Annotated in this window: 12 protein-coding genes; 7 read left to right on the forward strand and 5 right to left on the reverse strand. The window is 65.5% G+C overall.

Annotation, left to right across the window (positions count from 1 at the left end):
* The first annotated feature begins 42 nt into the window (after positions 1–42).
* Complete coding sequence (locus tag BV908_RS03515; RefSeq protein WP_103737240.1) at positions 43–1,305, forward strand: MFS transporter; 1,263 nt, start codon at positions 43–45, stop codon at positions 1,303–1,305.
* An 87-nt stretch (positions 1,306–1,392) separates the two neighbouring features.
* Here BV908_RS03515 and BV908_RS03520 read toward each other — a convergent pair whose 3' ends face one another.
* From BV908_RS03520 to BV908_RS03530, 3 genes are all read right to left on the reverse strand, one after another.
* Entirely contained in the window at positions 1,393–2,637 is a 1,245-nt protein-coding gene (locus BV908_RS03520; protein ID WP_103737241.1) for an FAD-dependent monooxygenase, read from the reverse strand.
* Between the two features lie 126 nt (positions 2,638–2,763).
* Entirely contained in the window at positions 2,764–5,682 is a 2,919-nt protein-coding gene (locus BV908_RS03525; RefSeq protein WP_103737242.1) for an aconitate hydratase, read from the reverse strand.
* Positions 5,683–6,079: 397 nt separating this feature from the next.
* Positions 6,080–6,376: an H-NS histone family protein gene (locus BV908_RS03530; RefSeq protein WP_011804577.1), complete on the reverse strand. Its 297-nt coding sequence runs from the start codon at positions 6,374–6,376 to the stop codon at positions 6,080–6,082.
* Between the two features lie 339 nt (positions 6,377–6,715).
* Here BV908_RS03530 and BV908_RS03535 point away from each other — a divergent pair, with 339 nt between their 5' ends.
* Positions 6,716–7,561 carry a symmetrical bis(5'-nucleosyl)-tetraphosphatase gene (locus tag BV908_RS03535; RefSeq protein WP_103737243.1) on the forward strand — a complete coding sequence of 282 codons (846 nt, stop codon included), beginning with the start codon at positions 6,716–6,718 and terminating at the stop codon, positions 7,559–7,561.
* A 106-nt stretch (positions 7,562–7,667) separates the two neighbouring features.
* Here the strand turns inward: BV908_RS03535 and BV908_RS03540 are convergent, their stop codons facing one another.
* On the reverse strand, positions 7,668–8,756 hold the full coding sequence (locus BV908_RS03540) for an FAD:protein FMN transferase (RefSeq protein WP_103737244.1): 1,089 nt from the start codon (positions 8,754–8,756) through the stop codon (positions 7,668–7,670).
* A gap of 18 nt (positions 8,757–8,774) precedes the next feature.
* Complete coding sequence (locus BV908_RS03545; RefSeq protein ID WP_210433989.1) at positions 8,775–9,215, reverse strand: c-type cytochrome; 441 nt, start codon at positions 9,213–9,215, stop codon at positions 8,775–8,777.
* Positions 9,216–9,430: 215 nt separating this feature from the next.
* Between BV908_RS03545 and BV908_RS03550 the strand changes: the two genes are divergently transcribed.
* From BV908_RS03550 to BV908_RS03570, 5 genes are all read left to right on the forward strand, one after another.
* The gene (locus BV908_RS03550) at positions 9,431–9,796 is read left to right on the forward strand and encodes a hypothetical protein (protein ID WP_015912763.1); all 366 of its coding nucleotides are present in this window, start codon (positions 9,431–9,433) and stop codon (positions 9,794–9,796) included.
* A gap of 11 nt (positions 9,797–9,807) precedes the next feature.
* Positions 9,808–11,745 carry a TAT-dependent nitrous-oxide reductase gene (nosZ, locus tag BV908_RS03555; RefSeq protein ID WP_103737360.1) on the forward strand — a complete coding sequence of 646 codons (1,938 nt, stop codon included), beginning with the start codon at positions 9,808–9,810 and terminating at the stop codon, positions 11,743–11,745.
* 101 nt (positions 11,746–11,846) lie between these two features.
* Positions 11,847–14,468 (forward strand): NosR/NirI family protein, encoded by a 2,622-nt coding sequence (locus BV908_RS03560; RefSeq protein ID WP_103737246.1) that lies wholly within the window; start codon positions 11,847–11,849, stop codon positions 14,466–14,468.
* On the forward strand, positions 14,465–15,733 hold the full coding sequence (locus BV908_RS03565; RefSeq protein WP_103737247.1) for a nitrous oxide reductase family maturation protein NosD: 1,269 nt from the start codon (positions 14,465–14,467) through the stop codon (positions 15,731–15,733). Before BV908_RS03560 ends, BV908_RS03565 begins: the two co-directional genes overlap by 4 nt.
* Positions 15,708–16,640, forward strand: coding sequence for an ABC transporter ATP-binding protein (locus BV908_RS03570; RefSeq protein ID WP_011804569.1), 933 nt, complete (start codon positions 15,708–15,710; stop codon positions 16,638–16,640). The genes BV908_RS03565 and BV908_RS03570 overlap by 26 nt, the downstream gene beginning before the upstream one ends.
* Positions 16,641–16,659: the final 19 nt, after the last annotated feature.

The raw sequence follows: 16,659 nt of genomic DNA on the forward strand, positions 1-16,659 counted from the left end.
CGCGCCTGCACGCGCGCCGCGTCCGGTGTAGCCTCGGGCCCCATGCCCAACGCCCCCTCCGCCGCGCCGCTTCCACCCGCCCCCATCGCCATGGCGCCGCGCGCCGCCCTGCTGATGCTGGTGGCGCTGACCTCGGGCTTCGCATTGAGCTCGGCCTTTCGCACCGTGGCCGCCATCATGGCCGCGCCGCTGCAGGCGGACTTCGGGCTGTCGCCGCAAGCGCTGGGGGTGTTCGCGGGCACCTTTCATTTCGCCTTTGGCGCCATGCAGCTCTTCATGGGCATCGGCATCGACCTGTATGGCGTGCGCCGCACGATCCTGGCGGCGTTTCCGCTGTGTATCGCGGGGGCGCTGCTGTCGGCGCTGGCGCCCGGTTACGGCGCGCTGCTGCTGGGCCAGGCGCTGATCGGCGTGGGCTGCGCGCCGGCCTTCCTGGTGTGCACGGTGTTCATTGCACGGCATTTCGCGCCGCAGCGCTTCGCGGCGATGTCGGGCATGGCGATGGCGCTGGGTACGCTGGGCATGCTGTTCACCGGCACGCCGCTGGCCTGGCTGGTGCAGCAGTGGTCCTGGCGCACGGGCTTCGTGGTGCTGGCGGCGCTGGCGCTGGCGGCTTGGCTGTGGATCTGGCGCAGCGTGCATGAGCCCGTCGCCGCGCCGGCGCAGCAGGAGGCCCCGCGCGAGTCCGTGCGCGAGGCGGTGCTGCGCTTCGCCGCGCTGTTCACCGTGCCGCACACCTGGGGCATCGTGGTGCTGGGCGCGGTGACCTATGCGGCGCTCATCTCCCTGCGTGGCCTGTGGCTGGGGCCCATGCTGATCGAGCGCCACGGTTTCTCGCTGGTGCAAAGCGGCAACGTGGCGCTGGCCCTGTCGGTGGTGGCGCTGTGCGGGCCGATGCTGTTCGGCCGCATCGACCCCGGCCCCGCCCGGCGCCGCCGCTGGATCGTGGCCTGCACCCTGGCCATGGCGGTCCTGTTCGCGGCCATGGTACTGCCGCACTCCGCCCTGCTGGACGTGGCCTGCATGCTGGCCGTGGGGCTGCTGTCGGGCTTCATCGTGCTGCAGTACGCGGACGTGCGCGCGGCCTACCCGGCGGCGCTCACCGGGCGGGCCATGGCGGTGTTCACCATGGCCATGTTCCTGGGTGTGGCGGCCATGCAGTGGCTCACGGGGCTGGTGGCGTCCCTTGCCAAGCGCGGGGGGGCCGATCCCTACGTGGCGGTGATGGCCTGCATCGCCGGGCTGCTCGCGTTGGCGGCGCTGGCGTTTCGGCTGCTGCCGCATCCGCCGCAGGGTGAAAGATAGCAGTCAAATCTGCCGTTATCGCTTACAGGATAAGCGCAAACAGCTATCAATTAAATAGCGTCACATGCCAACTGCCCCAGCGCACGTTCACAGCGAGCTGGCGCTGGAGCCGTCGCCCCGGTAGAGCCAGGGCACGTCCAGCAGCCGCTCTCCCAGCAGCCGCAACGCCGTGTCGCGCCCCCAGCGCACGAGGCCCGTGGCATGGAAGATGCGCCCGTTGCGCCGCGAGCGCTCCTGCACGCGCGCGTTGCGCTGCCAGCGGTTGAGCGCGTAACGGCGCAGGCGCAGCGGTACTTCCAGGTCGTGCATGGCCAGGGCGCGCTGCAGCTCGGCCGCGTCCTCGATGGCCATGCCGGCGCCTTGCGCCAGGTAGGGCCGCATGGGGTGCGCCGCGTCGCCCAGCAACGCCACCAAGCCCTGCGCCATCTCTTGCGGGCCGGCGACGGGCGGGCGGTCCAGCAGCGGCCACAGGCGCCAGCCACTGCCCGCCTGGGGCACGGCGCGAATCAAGTCCTGCAGCGGCGTGCAGGTGCGGGCCAGCGCGGCCTCCAGATCGGCCGCGTTGGCGCCATGGTCCCAGGAATCGAGGTCGGCCGGCGGCTGCCCGTGGCGGATGGCCACCACGTTCAGCAATTCGCCACGGCGCAGCGGGTATTGCACCACGTGCAGGCGCGGCCCCAGCCAGGCGGTCACCTGCTGGCTGCGCAGCGCCTGGGGCAGCGCGTCCTGGCGCACCACGGCGCGGTAGGCCAGGTGGCCGGAGACTCGCGTGGGCGTCTCACCCAGCAAACGCATGCGCGTGCCGCTGCGCAGGCCGTCGGCGCCGATGAGCGCATCGCCTTCGATCAGCAGATCTTGCGCACCGCCCTCGCTGTCGCTTCCCGGGCCGTGGCGCGTTACGCGCACGGTGACCACGCCACCGTCTTGCGCATGGTGCACGATGGAATGGCCCAGGTTCAGGTGCACACCAGTGCGCTCGCGCAATGCATCGAGCAGCAGGCCGTGCAGGTCCGCACGGTGGATGGTGGCGTAGGCGGCGCCGTAGCGCTCGATGGCGGTGTTGCCCAGGCGCAGCGCCGCCAACTCAGCGCCGGTGAGCGCACTGCGCACCTGCAGACGCTCGGGGAAGGCGGCCACGGCCTGCAGCGCGCTCTGCAGGCCCCAGGCCTGCAGCCGGCGCACCACGTTCGGGCCGATCTGCACGCCGGCGCCCACCTCGGTGAACTCCGCGGCACGCTCGAAGAGGCGCACTTCCCACCCGGCACGCGAGCTACCCAGGGCGGCAGCCAATCCTCCGATGCCACCGCCTGCGATCAAGACTTGTTTCTGCATGGACCGATTGTCCGCCCACCGGCAGCCACCCTGCTATCAGCGGTGCACCAGGCATGGCGCAATCCCACGGCGCGCAGACCAGATCGCACCGCCTGGGGCCGCAGCACCGCGTCCTAAGAGATGGGATCACGCGCTCAGCAACTGCCGCAGTACATACGGCAGGATGCCGCCCGCACGGTAATAGTCCACCTCGATGGGTGTATCGATGCGCAGGGTGACGGCCACTTCCTGGCAGGAACCATCCGCACGGCGGATGACCAGGCGCGCCTCGCTTTGCGGTGTGAGCGCGGGGTCTGGAATCACGTCGATCACCTCGTCGCCTTGCAGGCCCAGGCTCTGCCACGAGTCGTTGTCGCGCAGCTGCAGCGGCAGCACGCCCATGCCCACGAGGTTGGAGCGGTGGATGCGCTCGAAGCTGCGCGCCACCACCGCCTTGATGCCCAGCAACTGGGTGCCCTTGGCCGCCCAGTCCCGGCTGGAGCCGGTGCCGTATTCCTCCCCCGCGAAGATCACCGTGGGCGTCTTGTTGGCGATGTAGTGCATCGCGGCGTCGAAGATGAACATCTTCTGGCCCTGCATCGGTCCCTCGCCCTGAAAGAGGGTGACGCCCCCCTCCTCGCGCGAGCCGTCGGCCAGCGGCGGGATCATGAGGTTCTTGATGCGCACGTTGGCAAAGGTGCCACGCATCATCACGTCGTGGTTGCCGCGGCGCGCGCCGTAGCTGTTGAAGTCGGGCTTGGCCACCCCGTGCTGCAGCAGCCACTGGCCGGCGGGAGAGGTTTCCTTGATGGAGCCTGCGGGAGAGATGTGGTCCGTGGTGATGGAGTCGCCGAACAGCGCCATGATGCGGGCACCCATCACGGATTCTGAGGATTTTTGGCCTGCAGCGCCTTGTTTACCAACGCTGGCAGCTACTGAATCGAGAGCAAAATCCGTAAAGAATGGCGGCTCCGCGATATAGGTGCTGCCGGGCCACACATAGACGTCTCCGTCCACCCCGCGGATCTTGTTCCACAGGGCTCCGGGGTCGGTCTTGACCTTGGCGTAGTTCTCCTTGAAGGCCTTGCCGTTCATGGCGTACTTCATGAGCGCATGGATCTCGTCGCTGCTGGGCCAGATGTCGCCCAAGTACACGTCGCGCCCGCCCTTGCCCTTGCCGACCGGTTCGGTCATGAGGTCCTTGAGCACCGTGCCCGCGATCGCATAGGCCACCACCAGCGGCGGGCTGGCCAGGAAGTTGGCTTTGAGGTTGGGGTGGATGCGCGCCTCGAAATTGCGGTTGCCCGACAACACCGCGGCACACACCAGGTCATTGCTGGTGATGACCTCGTTGAGCTCGGGCGCCAAATCGCCCGCATTGCCGATGCAGGTCGTGCAGCCATATCCCGCCAGGGCAAAGCCCAGCTTTTCCAGATAGGGCAGCAGCCCGGTCTGCGTGAGGTATTCGGTCACGATGCGCGAGCCCGGCGCCAGCGAGGTCTTGATGTGCGGCGCGACCCGCAACCCTGCCTCCACCGCTTTCTTGGCCAGCAGGCCCGCAGCCAGCAGTACGCTGGGGTTGGAGGTGTTGGTGCAGCTGGTGATCGCCGCGATCAGCACGTCGCCGTTGCCGATGGTCGGGTCCGCCCCCTTGGCGGGCAAATGGATCGCCGCGTCTTCGTGCTGCACCTCCAGGCGCGGCTTGTTCTGCTCCATCTCGACCAGGAAGCGCGGCGCCCCTTCGGGTGCGGGTTTTTCGCTGGGGGCCCCCTCGGTCACGGGCGCCATGCGCCGGTGGATATGGTGGCGCGTGTGCAGCAGCTCAGCGGGCTGGTTGAAACCCGACTCGGCCACCGGTTTGCTGAACAGCTCGGCGAACTGGCGGCACACGTTGCCCAGTTCGATGCGGTCCTGCGGGCGCTTGGGGCCGGCCAGGCTGGGGGTGACATCCCCCAGATCCAGACGCACCACCTGCGAGTAGTCGATCTCCCCCGCGCGCGGCACACCGAACAGGCCCTGTGCGCGAAAGTACGCTTCGAACGCATCGATCTCCGCCTTGGTGCGCCCCGTGCCGCGGAAGTAGTCGATGGTCTTTTCGTCCACCGGGAAGAAACCCATGGTGGCCCCATATTCCGGTGCCATGTTGCCGATGGTGGCGCGGTCGGGCAGCGCCAGGGTCCGCGTGCCTTCTCCAAAGAACTCCACGAACTTGCCCACCACCTTCTCGCGGCGCAGGATCTCGGTCACGGTGAGCACGAGGTCGGTGGCGGTGACCCCCTCGCGCAGCTGGCCCGAGAGTTCGAAGCCCACCACGTCGGGCGTGAGGAAGTACACCGGCTGGCCCAGCATGGCGGCCTCGGCCTCGATGCCGCCCACGCCCCAGCCCACGACGCCAATGCCGTTGATCATGGTGGTGTGGCTGTCGGTGCCCACCAGCGTGTCGGGGTAGTACACGCCGTCGTTGCCCTTGTGCACGCCGCGTGCGAGGTATTCCAGGTTCACCTGGTGCACGATGCCAAAGCCCGGAGGCACCACACCAAAAGTGCTGAAGGCCTGCATGCCCCACTTCATGAACTCATAGCGCTCGCGGTTGCGCTGGAATTCCAGCTTCATGTTCAGGTCGAGGGCCTTCTTCGTGCCGTAGTAGTCCACCATGATGGAGTGGTCCACTACCAGGTCCACAGGCACCAGCGGTTCGATCTTGCGGGGGTTGTGGCCCAGGCGCTGGGCCACGCTGCGCATCGCGGCCAAATCGGCCAGCAGCGGCACGCCCGTGAAATCCTGCAGCACGACGCGCGACACCACGAACGGAATCTCGTCCTTGCGCGGCGCATTGGGCGCCCAGCGAGCCAACTGCTCCACATGCTCTGCAGTGATGCGGCGGCCATCGCAATTGCGCAGTACGGATTCCAGCACGATGCGCAGGGACACCGGCAGCCGGTTCACTCCCGGAAACTGGCGCGCCAGCGCAGGCAGCGAATAGAACTTGCCGCTCTTTCCCGCTGCCGTGGCAAACGTAGCGAGCGTGGAAGCAAAAGCGTGACCGGGGTTGCGGGAGGCTGCCATACAAGAACTCCTGTGGGTAACGACAGAGCCCATTTTGGCAGCGCCGCACTGCAGAGCCAACGCATCGCGAAATACCTTGACCCCACGCTGGGGCAATCGGGTTTAAATGAATACGCGTCCTGCGGTCGCCGCGCGGCCAGAAAGCACCGGTACACCGCTCCTGCACCGTATCCGTTAATCGGTGCGTGGGCCACTTTGCCGAGTGTCCGACATCAGCGGGGGCCTTTGACGCGCCCACCATATTGCCGCGTTGCCGCGCACCGCACCACGAATACTGCACCCCTCATAAGCGACAAAACCCGCCAAGGCCACGCCCCAGCGGGTTCTTCAAATCACACGCAAAACAGCGGTTAGGTCGGCCCGGAGAATTGCGCCGAGCCGCGCCGCCACGTGGTGTTCAAATAGCGAACTTCTCGCGGTCTTCGTTTTGAATCCATTTCGGCGCCTTGCCGCGGCCCGTCCAGGTCTGGCCCGTGGCGGGGTCGCGGTATTTGGGCGCGACCTTGGTTCCACTGGTTGCAGAAACGCGGCCCGTGCGGCCTGCAGGGAACACATCCTGCTGCGTCAGGCCATATTCCGCCACCAGTTCGCGCACCTGCGAGATAGCAGCCGTCAATTCACGGCGTCGCGCCTCGGTGATTTGCTGCTCAAGGGCTTCACGCTGTTTCAACAGTTCTTTGTAGCTGACGGTCATGGAGGTATGGAGCGTTAAGGATTAATGGGCACGCGGATTATAAAGTCCTAAACCCAATCCCGTTACAAGTTCATGGCAATTGGCCGCATAAAAAAGCAACAAATAACCCCAGCCCAGATCACTACCTCCCATGGACACACTCAAGGAACCTTTTCTCGCGCAGGTACACCAATGCACCCGTATCATTGCTTGCACCAAAATGGTGATTTGATTCAACTAGTTACCAACGTTTCTGGTTTGCGCAGCACTTTGCCAGCGTCGCATAGCCCTTCAAATAACCACCGATTCCACCCAGTTGGCGAGCACAATCGCCGCTTCTCCTGACTCTGTTCTAAGAATATGGCTCTATATTGTGTGGGCGACATTCAGGGTTGCGACGACGCCTTTGAACGCCTGCTCGCCACCATTGGTTTCTCTCCCAGCCGGGACACGTTGTACGTGCTGGGTGATCTGGTGAACCGCGGCCCGGACTCCGCCGCAGTGCTGCGCCGCTGCATCACCCTCGGGGACAGCGTGCGGCCCCTACTGGGCAACCATGATTTGCACCTGCTCGCTGCCGCCTACGGCACGCGCCGACCGTCGCGGCGCGACACGCTGCAGGACATCCTGCTGGCGCCGGATCGGGACGAGATGCTCGAATGGCTGAGGCACCAGCCGCTGGCGCGGCGTGTGCACCATGGCGGCGGCGACCTGCTGATGGTGCATGCCGGCGTGTTGCCACAATGGACGGCAGAGGAGACGTTGGCATATGCCGGCGAAGTCGAAGCCGTCCTGCAAAGCCGGGAGTTCGCCGGTTTTCTGCAGCAGATGTACGGGAATTCTCCCGACCTGTGGAGCCCGGAACTTCTGGGAACGGACCGCCTGCGCGTGATCGTGAATGCGCTCACGCGCATGCGCTTTTGCTCACCCGAGGGCCGTATGGATTTCGAGAGTACCGAAAGCGCCTCCGAGGCGCCTCCAGGGCTGGTGCCGTGGTTTGACGCACCCGGGCGTCGCACGCTGAACACATTGATCGCCTTTGGCCACTGGTCCACGTTGGGCTGGCTGGATCGGGCGGACGTCCTCGGGCTGGACACCGGTTGCGTGTGGGGCGGCTGCCTGAGCGCAGTGCGTTTCGGCACGACACTGGCCGACCGCGAGCGCTGCCACGTGGAATGCCCGCAGGCGCAAATGCCCGGTGCCTAGGCACGCTATCAACAATATAGCTTGGAGCGCTTGCTGTTCCGTCAGTTGAGCGGCAAATCGCCAAAAGCCTTCTTCGCGGCGCCGCCGGCCCGCGAAGAAAGCGTTTTCATCCTGCGCGCGCAGGCACTGGCCGCAGCGCGGCAAGCATTCCAGGGGAACTCCAGCGCGTGCCATCAGCGCTCGCCACGAGGGCTTCGACATGTGCGTGGCCCGCATGCCATGCAGGTGCGGCCGCAGGTCCTTGGACCATCAGCGCCGTGCCCCAGCCGTTGACGTCTTCGACCCGCTCGGCCATGAGCGCCACGCCAGGCACACCTTCCGTGGGCCAACCCGTGCGGGGGTTGAGCACATGGTGCAGGCGGCGTCCTGCACGCAGGAAGCCCCGCTCGTAGTCGCCGGACGATGCCACCACGCCGCGCCCTTGCAGTTCCAGTACGCCCAGCAGCTGCGCCGGAGCGGAGGGATTGCGCACGCCCACACGCCAGGGACGGTCGTGCTGCCGGCCCATGACCAGGACATCGCCACCGCCGTTGACCAGAGCATCCGTGACGCCGGCGCGCTCCAGCACTTGCAAGCCCGCTTGCAGAATGGGTAACTTCGCCACGCCGCCCAGATCCAACCCCATGCCCGACCGCGCAAGGTAGGCCGTCCCTGCGCGCTCGTCCAGCACGAGGTGGCGCGCGTTCACCAAACGCAGCGCCAGAGCAATCTCCTCAGGTGCCGGCGCGGCTTCGTGGCCCGGCTCAAAATGCCAGCCCCGCAGTGCACCGACGGTGGGATCGAAGGCGCCAGCACTTTCTTGGTGCAGGCGACGTGCCGTGCGCAACACCTGCATCACTTCCGGGGCCACGTGCACGGCATGCCGGCCGGCGGCCGCGCCGAGCCGCGCCACGTCACTGCCCTCCCGGTAACGGCTCATGAGCGCCTCCAGGCGCTCCATTTCCGCGAACGCGTGCAGCATCGCCTGCTGCACAGCGCCGGCATCGCGGCCGTTGCCGACGGCAGCCGCGATGTCCACGCGTGTGCCCATGAGGGTACGGCTCGCGCGCACCAGGGGCTGCGCGCCCTCCACCATGCCAGCCAAAGCCTGGCGCGGGTGGAGGTACGCCAGCGCGCCCAGCAACGGCAGCGCAAGGGCGAAGCGCCGCCGCGTCCACCGGTTGCCTACCGCCGGCATGCACCGATCTGAGTTCATCGCGAGCCCCTCCGGTCCTTACATCGACTGGTCAGCCATGAAATCCACGGCGGCCTTTACTTCGTCATCGCTCAGCGAAGCCGCGCCGCCGCGCGCGGGCATCATGCCCTTGCTGCCGGTGAAGCCTTCGATGGCGTGCTTGTAGAGCGTGTCCTTGCCCTGGGCAATACGCGGCGCCCAATCGGCCTTATCGCCAGGCTTGGGAGCCCCTGCAACGCCGGCCGCATGGCACATCGCGCAGGTTTTGCCGAACACGCTCTTACCGACGGTGTTCTCCGCCGTCGCGGGGGCGGCGGCAGGTGCTTGAGCGGCTGGCGCGGGAGCAGGGGTAGGCGCGGGAGCCGGTGCTTGCGCAGCGGGTGCAGGAGCAGGCGCGGGCGCCGGAGCGTCGTTTTTGCCACAGGCGGCGAGCAGCAGGGTTGCGGCGGCCAGCGCCATCGTGAGAGATGTCTTTTTCATGAAAGCCTTTCTTGTTGACGTCCAAAACCAAAAGGGCATCTTAGCCTGCGCCCCATGCAACGAGCCTGCCCTTCAATGGGTCGTCAGTTTGGTAGTTTCCAGAATCATTCATTTGATGTAAATCAACATCGAAAGAAACATTCAAAGTGAACATTTAGGCACTGTCACCACAGAGGTGGCTTCCAACACGCGCCGTTAGAGCCCATACTTCCGCCATGGATAAACTCCGCTCCCTGAACCTCCTACGCTGGTGGGCAGTGGCGTGGTTCGTCCTTGGTTTTGGGGCGGCACTGGCCTCCCCCCTCATTCAGCCGCGCACCATGGAACTGGTCTGTTCCAGTGCCAGCGGCGCCACCTTGGTGGTTCACCATGCCGGTAGCAATGCCGTGCTCGACACCCTGGGCATGGACTGCTCGCTGTGCCTGCCCAGCATGGAACCGCCGCAGCCCGCCGTACTGACCGTGCCGGGCTGGCCCATCACCCATTCCGTACCCCTGCCACCGCCTCGTGTGGTGGCCGTTGCCCCCACGGCCGCGCCACCACCTGCGCGCGCGCCCCCATTTTCCGCTTGCACTACCTGAAAGAGGACATCATGAGCGACAAGAGAGAGAGCCTGAACCCTGAAACCGTTGGCATGGGACGCCGCCGGTTCATCAATACCGCTGCTTTGGCGGGACTGACCGTGGGCGTTGCCGCGTGCAACGACAAGCCCGCGGCCGCCCCTGCAGCATCCGGCACTCCCGCGCCGGCACCCGCCCCCGCTGCCGCCCACGCCGGCGCCAACGTGCACCTCAAGCCCGGTGAGCTCGATACCTACTACGGTCTTTGGAGCGGCGGCCACAACGGCGACGTTCGCGTGCTGGGCCTGCCCTCCGGTCGTGAACTTCTGCGCATTCCCTGCTTCGTGCCTGACGCCCTCGTGGGCTGGGGCATCACCAATGAATCCAAGGCCGTGATGGGCACCAAGCCCGACGGCAGCCTGCGCTACACCGTGGCGGACACCCACCACTTGCACGGCTCGTACAAGGACGGCAACTACGACGGCCGTTACGCCTGGGTCAACGATAAGATCAACAGCCGCATCGCCCGCATCCGTCTGGACTACTTCATCTGCGACAAGATCACCGAGCTGCCCAACGTGCAGGGCTTCCACGGCATCTTCCCCGACAAGCGCGATCCGGTCGATCCCAACATCAACTACACCACGCGCGTGTTCTGTGGCGCCGAGTTCGCCATTCCGCTGCCCAACGATGGCAAGGACGTGAACGCACCCGAGAAATACCGCTCGATGTTCACCTGCGTGGACGCAGAGACCATGGAAGTGCGCTGGCAAGTCCTGATCGACGGCAACTGCGACCTGACCGCGACTTCGTACGACGGCAAGCTGGCGGCCACCAACCAGTACAACGTCGAAAACGGCGTGCACTACGAAGACATGATGTCGGCCGAGCGCGACGCCTGCCTGTTCTTCAACATTGCCCGCATCGAAGAAGCCGTGAAGGCCGGCAAGTTCAAGACCTACGGCACGTCCAAGGTGCCCGTGGTGGACGGCACCCGCGAAGCCAACAAGGATGCCAAGACCGCCCTCACCGCCTATGTGAGCGTTCCCAAGAACCCGCACGGCGTGAACGCCAGCCCCGACCAGAAGTACTTCATCTGCGCCGGCAAGCTGTCGCCCACGGCCACCGTGATCGAACTGGCCAAGGTGCTGGACTGGTTCGACGGCAAGAGCGAGAAGCTCGACGACGCCATCGTCGCCGAGGTGGAAATCGGCCTGGGCCCGCTGCACACCGCCTTCGACGGCCGCGGCAACGCCTACACCACGCTGTTCCTGGACAGCCAGATCGTCAAGTGGAACATCGACAAGGCCATCGCCTTCCACAAGGGTGACAAGAACGCCCCCTACGTCGTGGACCGCCTGGACGTGCACTACCAGCCTGGGCACATCAATGCCACGCACTCCGAGACCGTGGCCGCTGACGGCAAGTTCCTCGCCGTGGGTTGCAAGTTCTCCAAGGACCGTTTCCTGCCCGTGGGCCCCTTCCACCCCGAGAACGAGCAGTTGATCGACATCTCGGGCGACAAGATGGTGCTGCTGGCCGACCACCCGGTGCGCGGCGAGCCCCACGACTTCATCATCTTCAAGCGTGACATCGTGAAGCCCAAGCAGGTCTACGACCTGGACGAGTTCCCGCTGGCCGTCAAGGACGCCAAGGAATCCGGCGTCTTCCGCAACGGCAAGAAGGTGACGGTGAAGCTCACGTCGCAGGCCCCTGCCTTCAGCCTGCGTGAATTCACCGTCAAGAAGGGCGATGAAGTCACGCTGATCCTCACGAACCTCGACAAGATCGAAGATTTGACGCACGGCTTCGCGGTGCCCAAGTACAACATCCAGTTCGTGATCAACCCGTTGGAGACGAAGTCGGTGACCTTCATCGCCGACAAGCCCGGTGTGTTCTGGGCTTACTGCTCCACGTTCTGCCATGCGCTGCACCTGGAAATGCGCACGCGCATGATCGTCGAAGCCTGATGACGCGCAACCCTCCTGGGCCTGGCCTGGGAGGGTTGCAAATCAAATTGGCTTCTTTCGCAGACGCAGCAAGCGGTGCCTGCTATTAGTTGGATAGTGCAATGTTTTCCCTAGGTTCACGGTTAGCCGCTTTCTGTCTTGCTCTGGTCCTCGCCGCCCCGCTATGGGTGCCGCGGGCGCACGCAGGTGCCTACGAGGCGGAACTGCCTGCGAACCTGGCCACCACGCCCGACATGTGCGCGCTGCTGCCGTGCACCGAAGTATTTCCGGGCGCTACGCATTTTTCGCCGCGCAAGGGCCAGCCGCCCTATGTCGAGGCGTATGACAACGACTCGGCCCAGAAGAAGCTTCTGGGCTACGTCATGCTGTCGACCGACATCACCGACACGCCCGCCTACTCGGGCAAGCCGGTGGTCACGCTCATCGGTATGGACACGCAGGGCCGCTTCGTCGGCATGAAGGTGCTCAAGCACTCCGAGCCCATCCTTCTGCTGGGCATCCCCGAGTCGGCACTCATCAATTTCAACAACCAGTACATCGGCAAGTCGGTCACCGACACCATCGAAGTCGGCCCTTCCCGCCCCGATGAGAACGTCATCGGCGTCGACGCCATCTCCGGAGCCACCGTCACCGTGGTGGCTCAGAACCAGGTGGTCATGGCCTCGGGCTCGGCCGTGGCACGCCAGACCGGCATCATTGCTCCCACGGTGCGCGAGCAGCCCCGCTTTGTCACCACCGGACAAACCTACGATTGGGCCCAACTCGTCAAGATGGGCGCGGTGCAGCAATTGCTGGTCAAGCCCGAACAGGTGGGCCTGCCGCGCGGCCCCGAGCCCTTCATCGAAATGTGGTTCGGTGACCTGAACCAGCCCGACGTAGGCCGCAGCCTGCTGGGCAAGAACAGCTTCGAAAGCCTGCGTTCACGCCTCAAGGAAGGCGAGAGCGCCATTTTCGTCATCAAGACCGGCGGGCAGGAGTCCTTCAAGGGATCAGGTTTCGTACGCGGCGGCATTTTTGACCGTGTGCAGGTCAAGCAAGGTGCCGACTCCTTCACCTTCCGCGACCTGGACTCCCTCAACCTGTACGGCCTGGAGGCCGCCGGCGCACCCCGCTACACCGAGTCGTCCATCTTCATCATCCGCTCGCAGGCCTTTTCTGCGGCCTATCCGTGGAAATTCGCCTTCCTGGGTAACCGGGTCGATCGGGCCACAGGCCATCGCAGCTTTGCCGTCTTCGAGTCCAAGTACTGGTTGCCGGCAGATCTGCTCGAAGGCGGCCGCCCCAAGGTGCAAGAACCCGATGCCCCCTGGGTACGCATCTGGAAATCGCAGGCCCTGCCCATCAGCCTGTTCGCCCTGCTGCTGATCGCAGTCACCGTGGTGTACGCCTTCCGCGAAAGGCTCACCCGCCTGTCCACGCACAAGAACAAGTGGCCGGTCAATGGCTTCAAGTACACCTTCTGGGCCATCAGCATCTTCTGGATCGGCTTTGGCTACATGGCCCAGCCGTCCATCACCCAGGTGCTGACCTGGTTCCACTCCGTCCTGTTCCAGTGGACCTGGTCGCTGTTCCTGTCCGATCCGTTCATCTTCCTGTTCTGGATCTTCATCATCGTGACCGTCTTCCTGTTCGGGCGCGGGCTGTTCTGCGGCTGGATGTGTCCGTTCGGCTCGCTGCAGGAGGCGATCTTCAAGATCGCCAAGGCCCTCGGGCTGAAGCGCTTCCAGACACAGCTGCCGCAAAAGTGGCATGACCGGCTCAAGTGGATCAAATACGCCGTCTTCTTCGTCCTGCTGGCGGTGTCGATGTTCTCCATGGGTCTGGCCGAGAAGCTGGCCGAGGTCGAACCCTTCAAGACCACGTTCCTGGTCGGCGTGATGAACCGGGCATGGCCCTATGGCCTGTTCGTCGCCGCCATCCTCGGCGTGTCGATCTTCATCGAGCGCCCCTACTGCAAGTACATCTGCCCGCTGGGCGCCTCGCTGGCCATGCCCAGCACCTTCCGCTGGTTCGGGTTGAAGCGCAAGCAGGACTGCAACAGCTGCAAGGCCTGCGCGGTGGGTTGCGGAGCCCAGGCCATCGACGCCGACGGGCGCATCGACCACCGGGAATGCCTGCATTGCCTGGATTGCATGATCCTGTACACCGACACCAAGGGCTGCCCGCCTCTGGCCAAGGAGCGCAAGCGCCGCGAGAAGGACGGCTTGGAGATGACGCCTATCGGCAAGAATGGCTACTTCATCCCCATCTACCCCGCCACCGTGCAGGACCAGATATCGGCCAAGGCCGCCCAGGGCCCCGATCCGCGCATGCCCACCGAACCCACGCTGCCCGCGCACAAGCGCAACGTAGGCTTCACGAGCTGGCTGCTGCTGGAACTGCGCGACCATCTCTGGCCCTGGAGCGCCGAAGGCTGGCGCAGCCAGCGCGCGCTGCAGATCGCCGGGCTGTCGCTGGCGGTGGCGGCCACCATCGCCTGGATCATGGCGGCGATGGGCCACCTCTCGTCGGGCGCCATCATCGGCTGGTGGTTCGGCTGGAGCGTGTACGAAGTGCTGATTCGCCTGTCGGGCCGCCGTTACGTCAAGGACGGCCCATGGTGGCGCGACAATTACCGCGTTGCAGGTGTAATGGACATGATGAGCTACGTAGGATTCAAGAACCTGATGATCGGTGCTGCGCTGTTCCTGGTGCTGCAGGCGCTGGGACTGTTCACCCCATGAAGGGCGGTGTCACCCACTTAATGCTGGCCTTGGCGATGACCGCCGGGGCCTGCCAGGCGGCCACCCTCCATGTGCGAGCGGGCGACGATCTGACCGCCGCCGTGCGCAAAGCCAAGGCAGGCGATGTGCTGGAGATTGCGCGGGGCACGTACCGCGCCAATCTGGTGATCGACAAGCCCCTCACGTTGCGCGGCGTGGACCGCCCCACCATCAGCGGTGGCAACCAGGGCGACACCATCCGCGTCACCGCACCGGACGTGGTGATCGAGGGCCTGATCGTGCGCGACTCGGGTGACGACCTCAAGGATCAGAACGCCGGCATCTACCTCTACCCTGGCGCCCACCGTGCCGTCGTACGCCGCTGCGACCTCACCTACAACCTTTTCGGCCTGTGGATCGAGAAGGCCAATGACGTGCTCATCGAGCACAACGTCATCACCGGCAAGCGTGAATACTCCTCGCCGCAGCGTGGCAACGGCGTGCAGCTGTACAACACCAAAGGCGCAAAGATCCTGAACAACAACATCAGCTTCGTGCGCGACGCGCTCTACGTGGACGTCTCGCACCACGCGCTGTTCAAGGGCAATCGGCTGCATCACAGCCGCTACGGCACGCACTACATGAACTCCTACTACAACCTGTGGGAGGACAACGACACCTACTACAACCGTGGCGGCTTGGCCCTGATGGAAGTGCGCGAGCAGACCGTGCGCAACAACCGCGCCTGGGGCAACTCCGACCACGGCATCATGCTGCGCACGCTGCAGGATTCGGTGATCGAAGGCAACGTCGTGGCCGGCAACAGCCGGGGCTTCTTCATCTACGACGTGGAGTACATCAAGCTCAACAACAACCTGGTGGTGGACAACACCGTCGGCGTGCACCTGGCCGCGGGCTCGAAGAACAACGAAGTCGAAGGCAACGACTTCATCTCCAACCGCGAGCAGGTACGCTACGTGGGTGCGCGCGACGAGCGCTGGGGCGCCAAGAGCGGCAACCACTGGAGCAACTACCTGGGCTGGGACCGCGATGGCGACGGTGTCGGCGATGTGCCCTACGAGGCCAACGACATGGTGGACCGCCTGACCTGGCGCCACCCTAGCGTCAAGCTGCTGCTGGCCAGCCCGGCCGTGCAGGCCCTGCGCCTGGTGGGCCGGCAGTTCCCTGTGCTGCGCGTGCCATCGGTCGTGGACCCGAAGCCGCGCATGCAGCCCAGCAATCAACAATGGAGTGAATGGCGTGGCAAGCATTTCCCCGGCCAGTGACAACGTGGCCATCTCGCTGCGCGGCGTCAGCAAGCACTACGGCGCGCTGCACGCCGTGGACGGCGTGGACCTGGACATCCCCAAGGGCGAGATCTTCGGCCTGATCGGGCACAACGGCGCAGGCAAGAGCACGCTGTTCAAGATGATGCTGGGCCTGGTGAAGCCCACACAGGGCACGCTTTTGATCGCAGGTGCCCAGGTGGGTGGGCGGGGGTTCCGCGCCGCCCGCCGCCAACTGGGCTACCTGCCCGAAAACGTGGTGCTCTACGACAACCTGGACGGGTTGGAGACGCTGCGCTTTTTCGCGCGGCTGAAATCCGCCCCGCTGGCGCAGTGCGCGGACATTCTGGAGCGCGTGGGCCTGGCACACGCCGGCAAGCGCCCGGTGCGCGAGTATTCCAAGGGCATGCGCCAGCGCCTGGGCTTCGCGCAGGCATTGCTGGGCAGCCCGCGCGTGTTGTTCCTGGACGAACCCACCAACGGCCTGGACCCGCAGGCGATCCGCGACTTCTACGCCACGCTGCGGGGCCTGCAGGCCGAGGGCGTGACCATGGTCATCACCTCGCACATCCTCGCCGAACTGCAAGAACGCGTGGACCGGCTCGCCATTCTCTCGGCCGGCCGCATCCAGGCGCTGGGCAGCGTGCAGCAGCTGCGCGAGCAAACCCGCATGCCGCTGTCGTTCGAACTGGACATCGCACCCGCCGACCGGCCCGCCGCCGCACAGGCGCTGGAGCAAGCGACGGGCATCGTCCCCGAGCACACGCCCGAAGGCTTGCGCCTGCACTGCCCGCGCGAGCAGAAGATGGCCGTGCTGGCCGCCCTCGCGCCACTGGGTGCGCGCGTGCGCGACCTCAAGCTGCTGGAGCCCTCGCTCGAAGACGTGTTCTTCGGCTTCGCCGACTGACACCCTGCCCACGACGCCC

The organism is Diaphorobacter sp. LR2014-1 (assembly GCF_002916785.1).
GTDB lineage: Bacteria > Pseudomonadota > Gammaproteobacteria > Burkholderiales > Burkholderiaceae_C > Diaphorobacter > Diaphorobacter nitroreducens.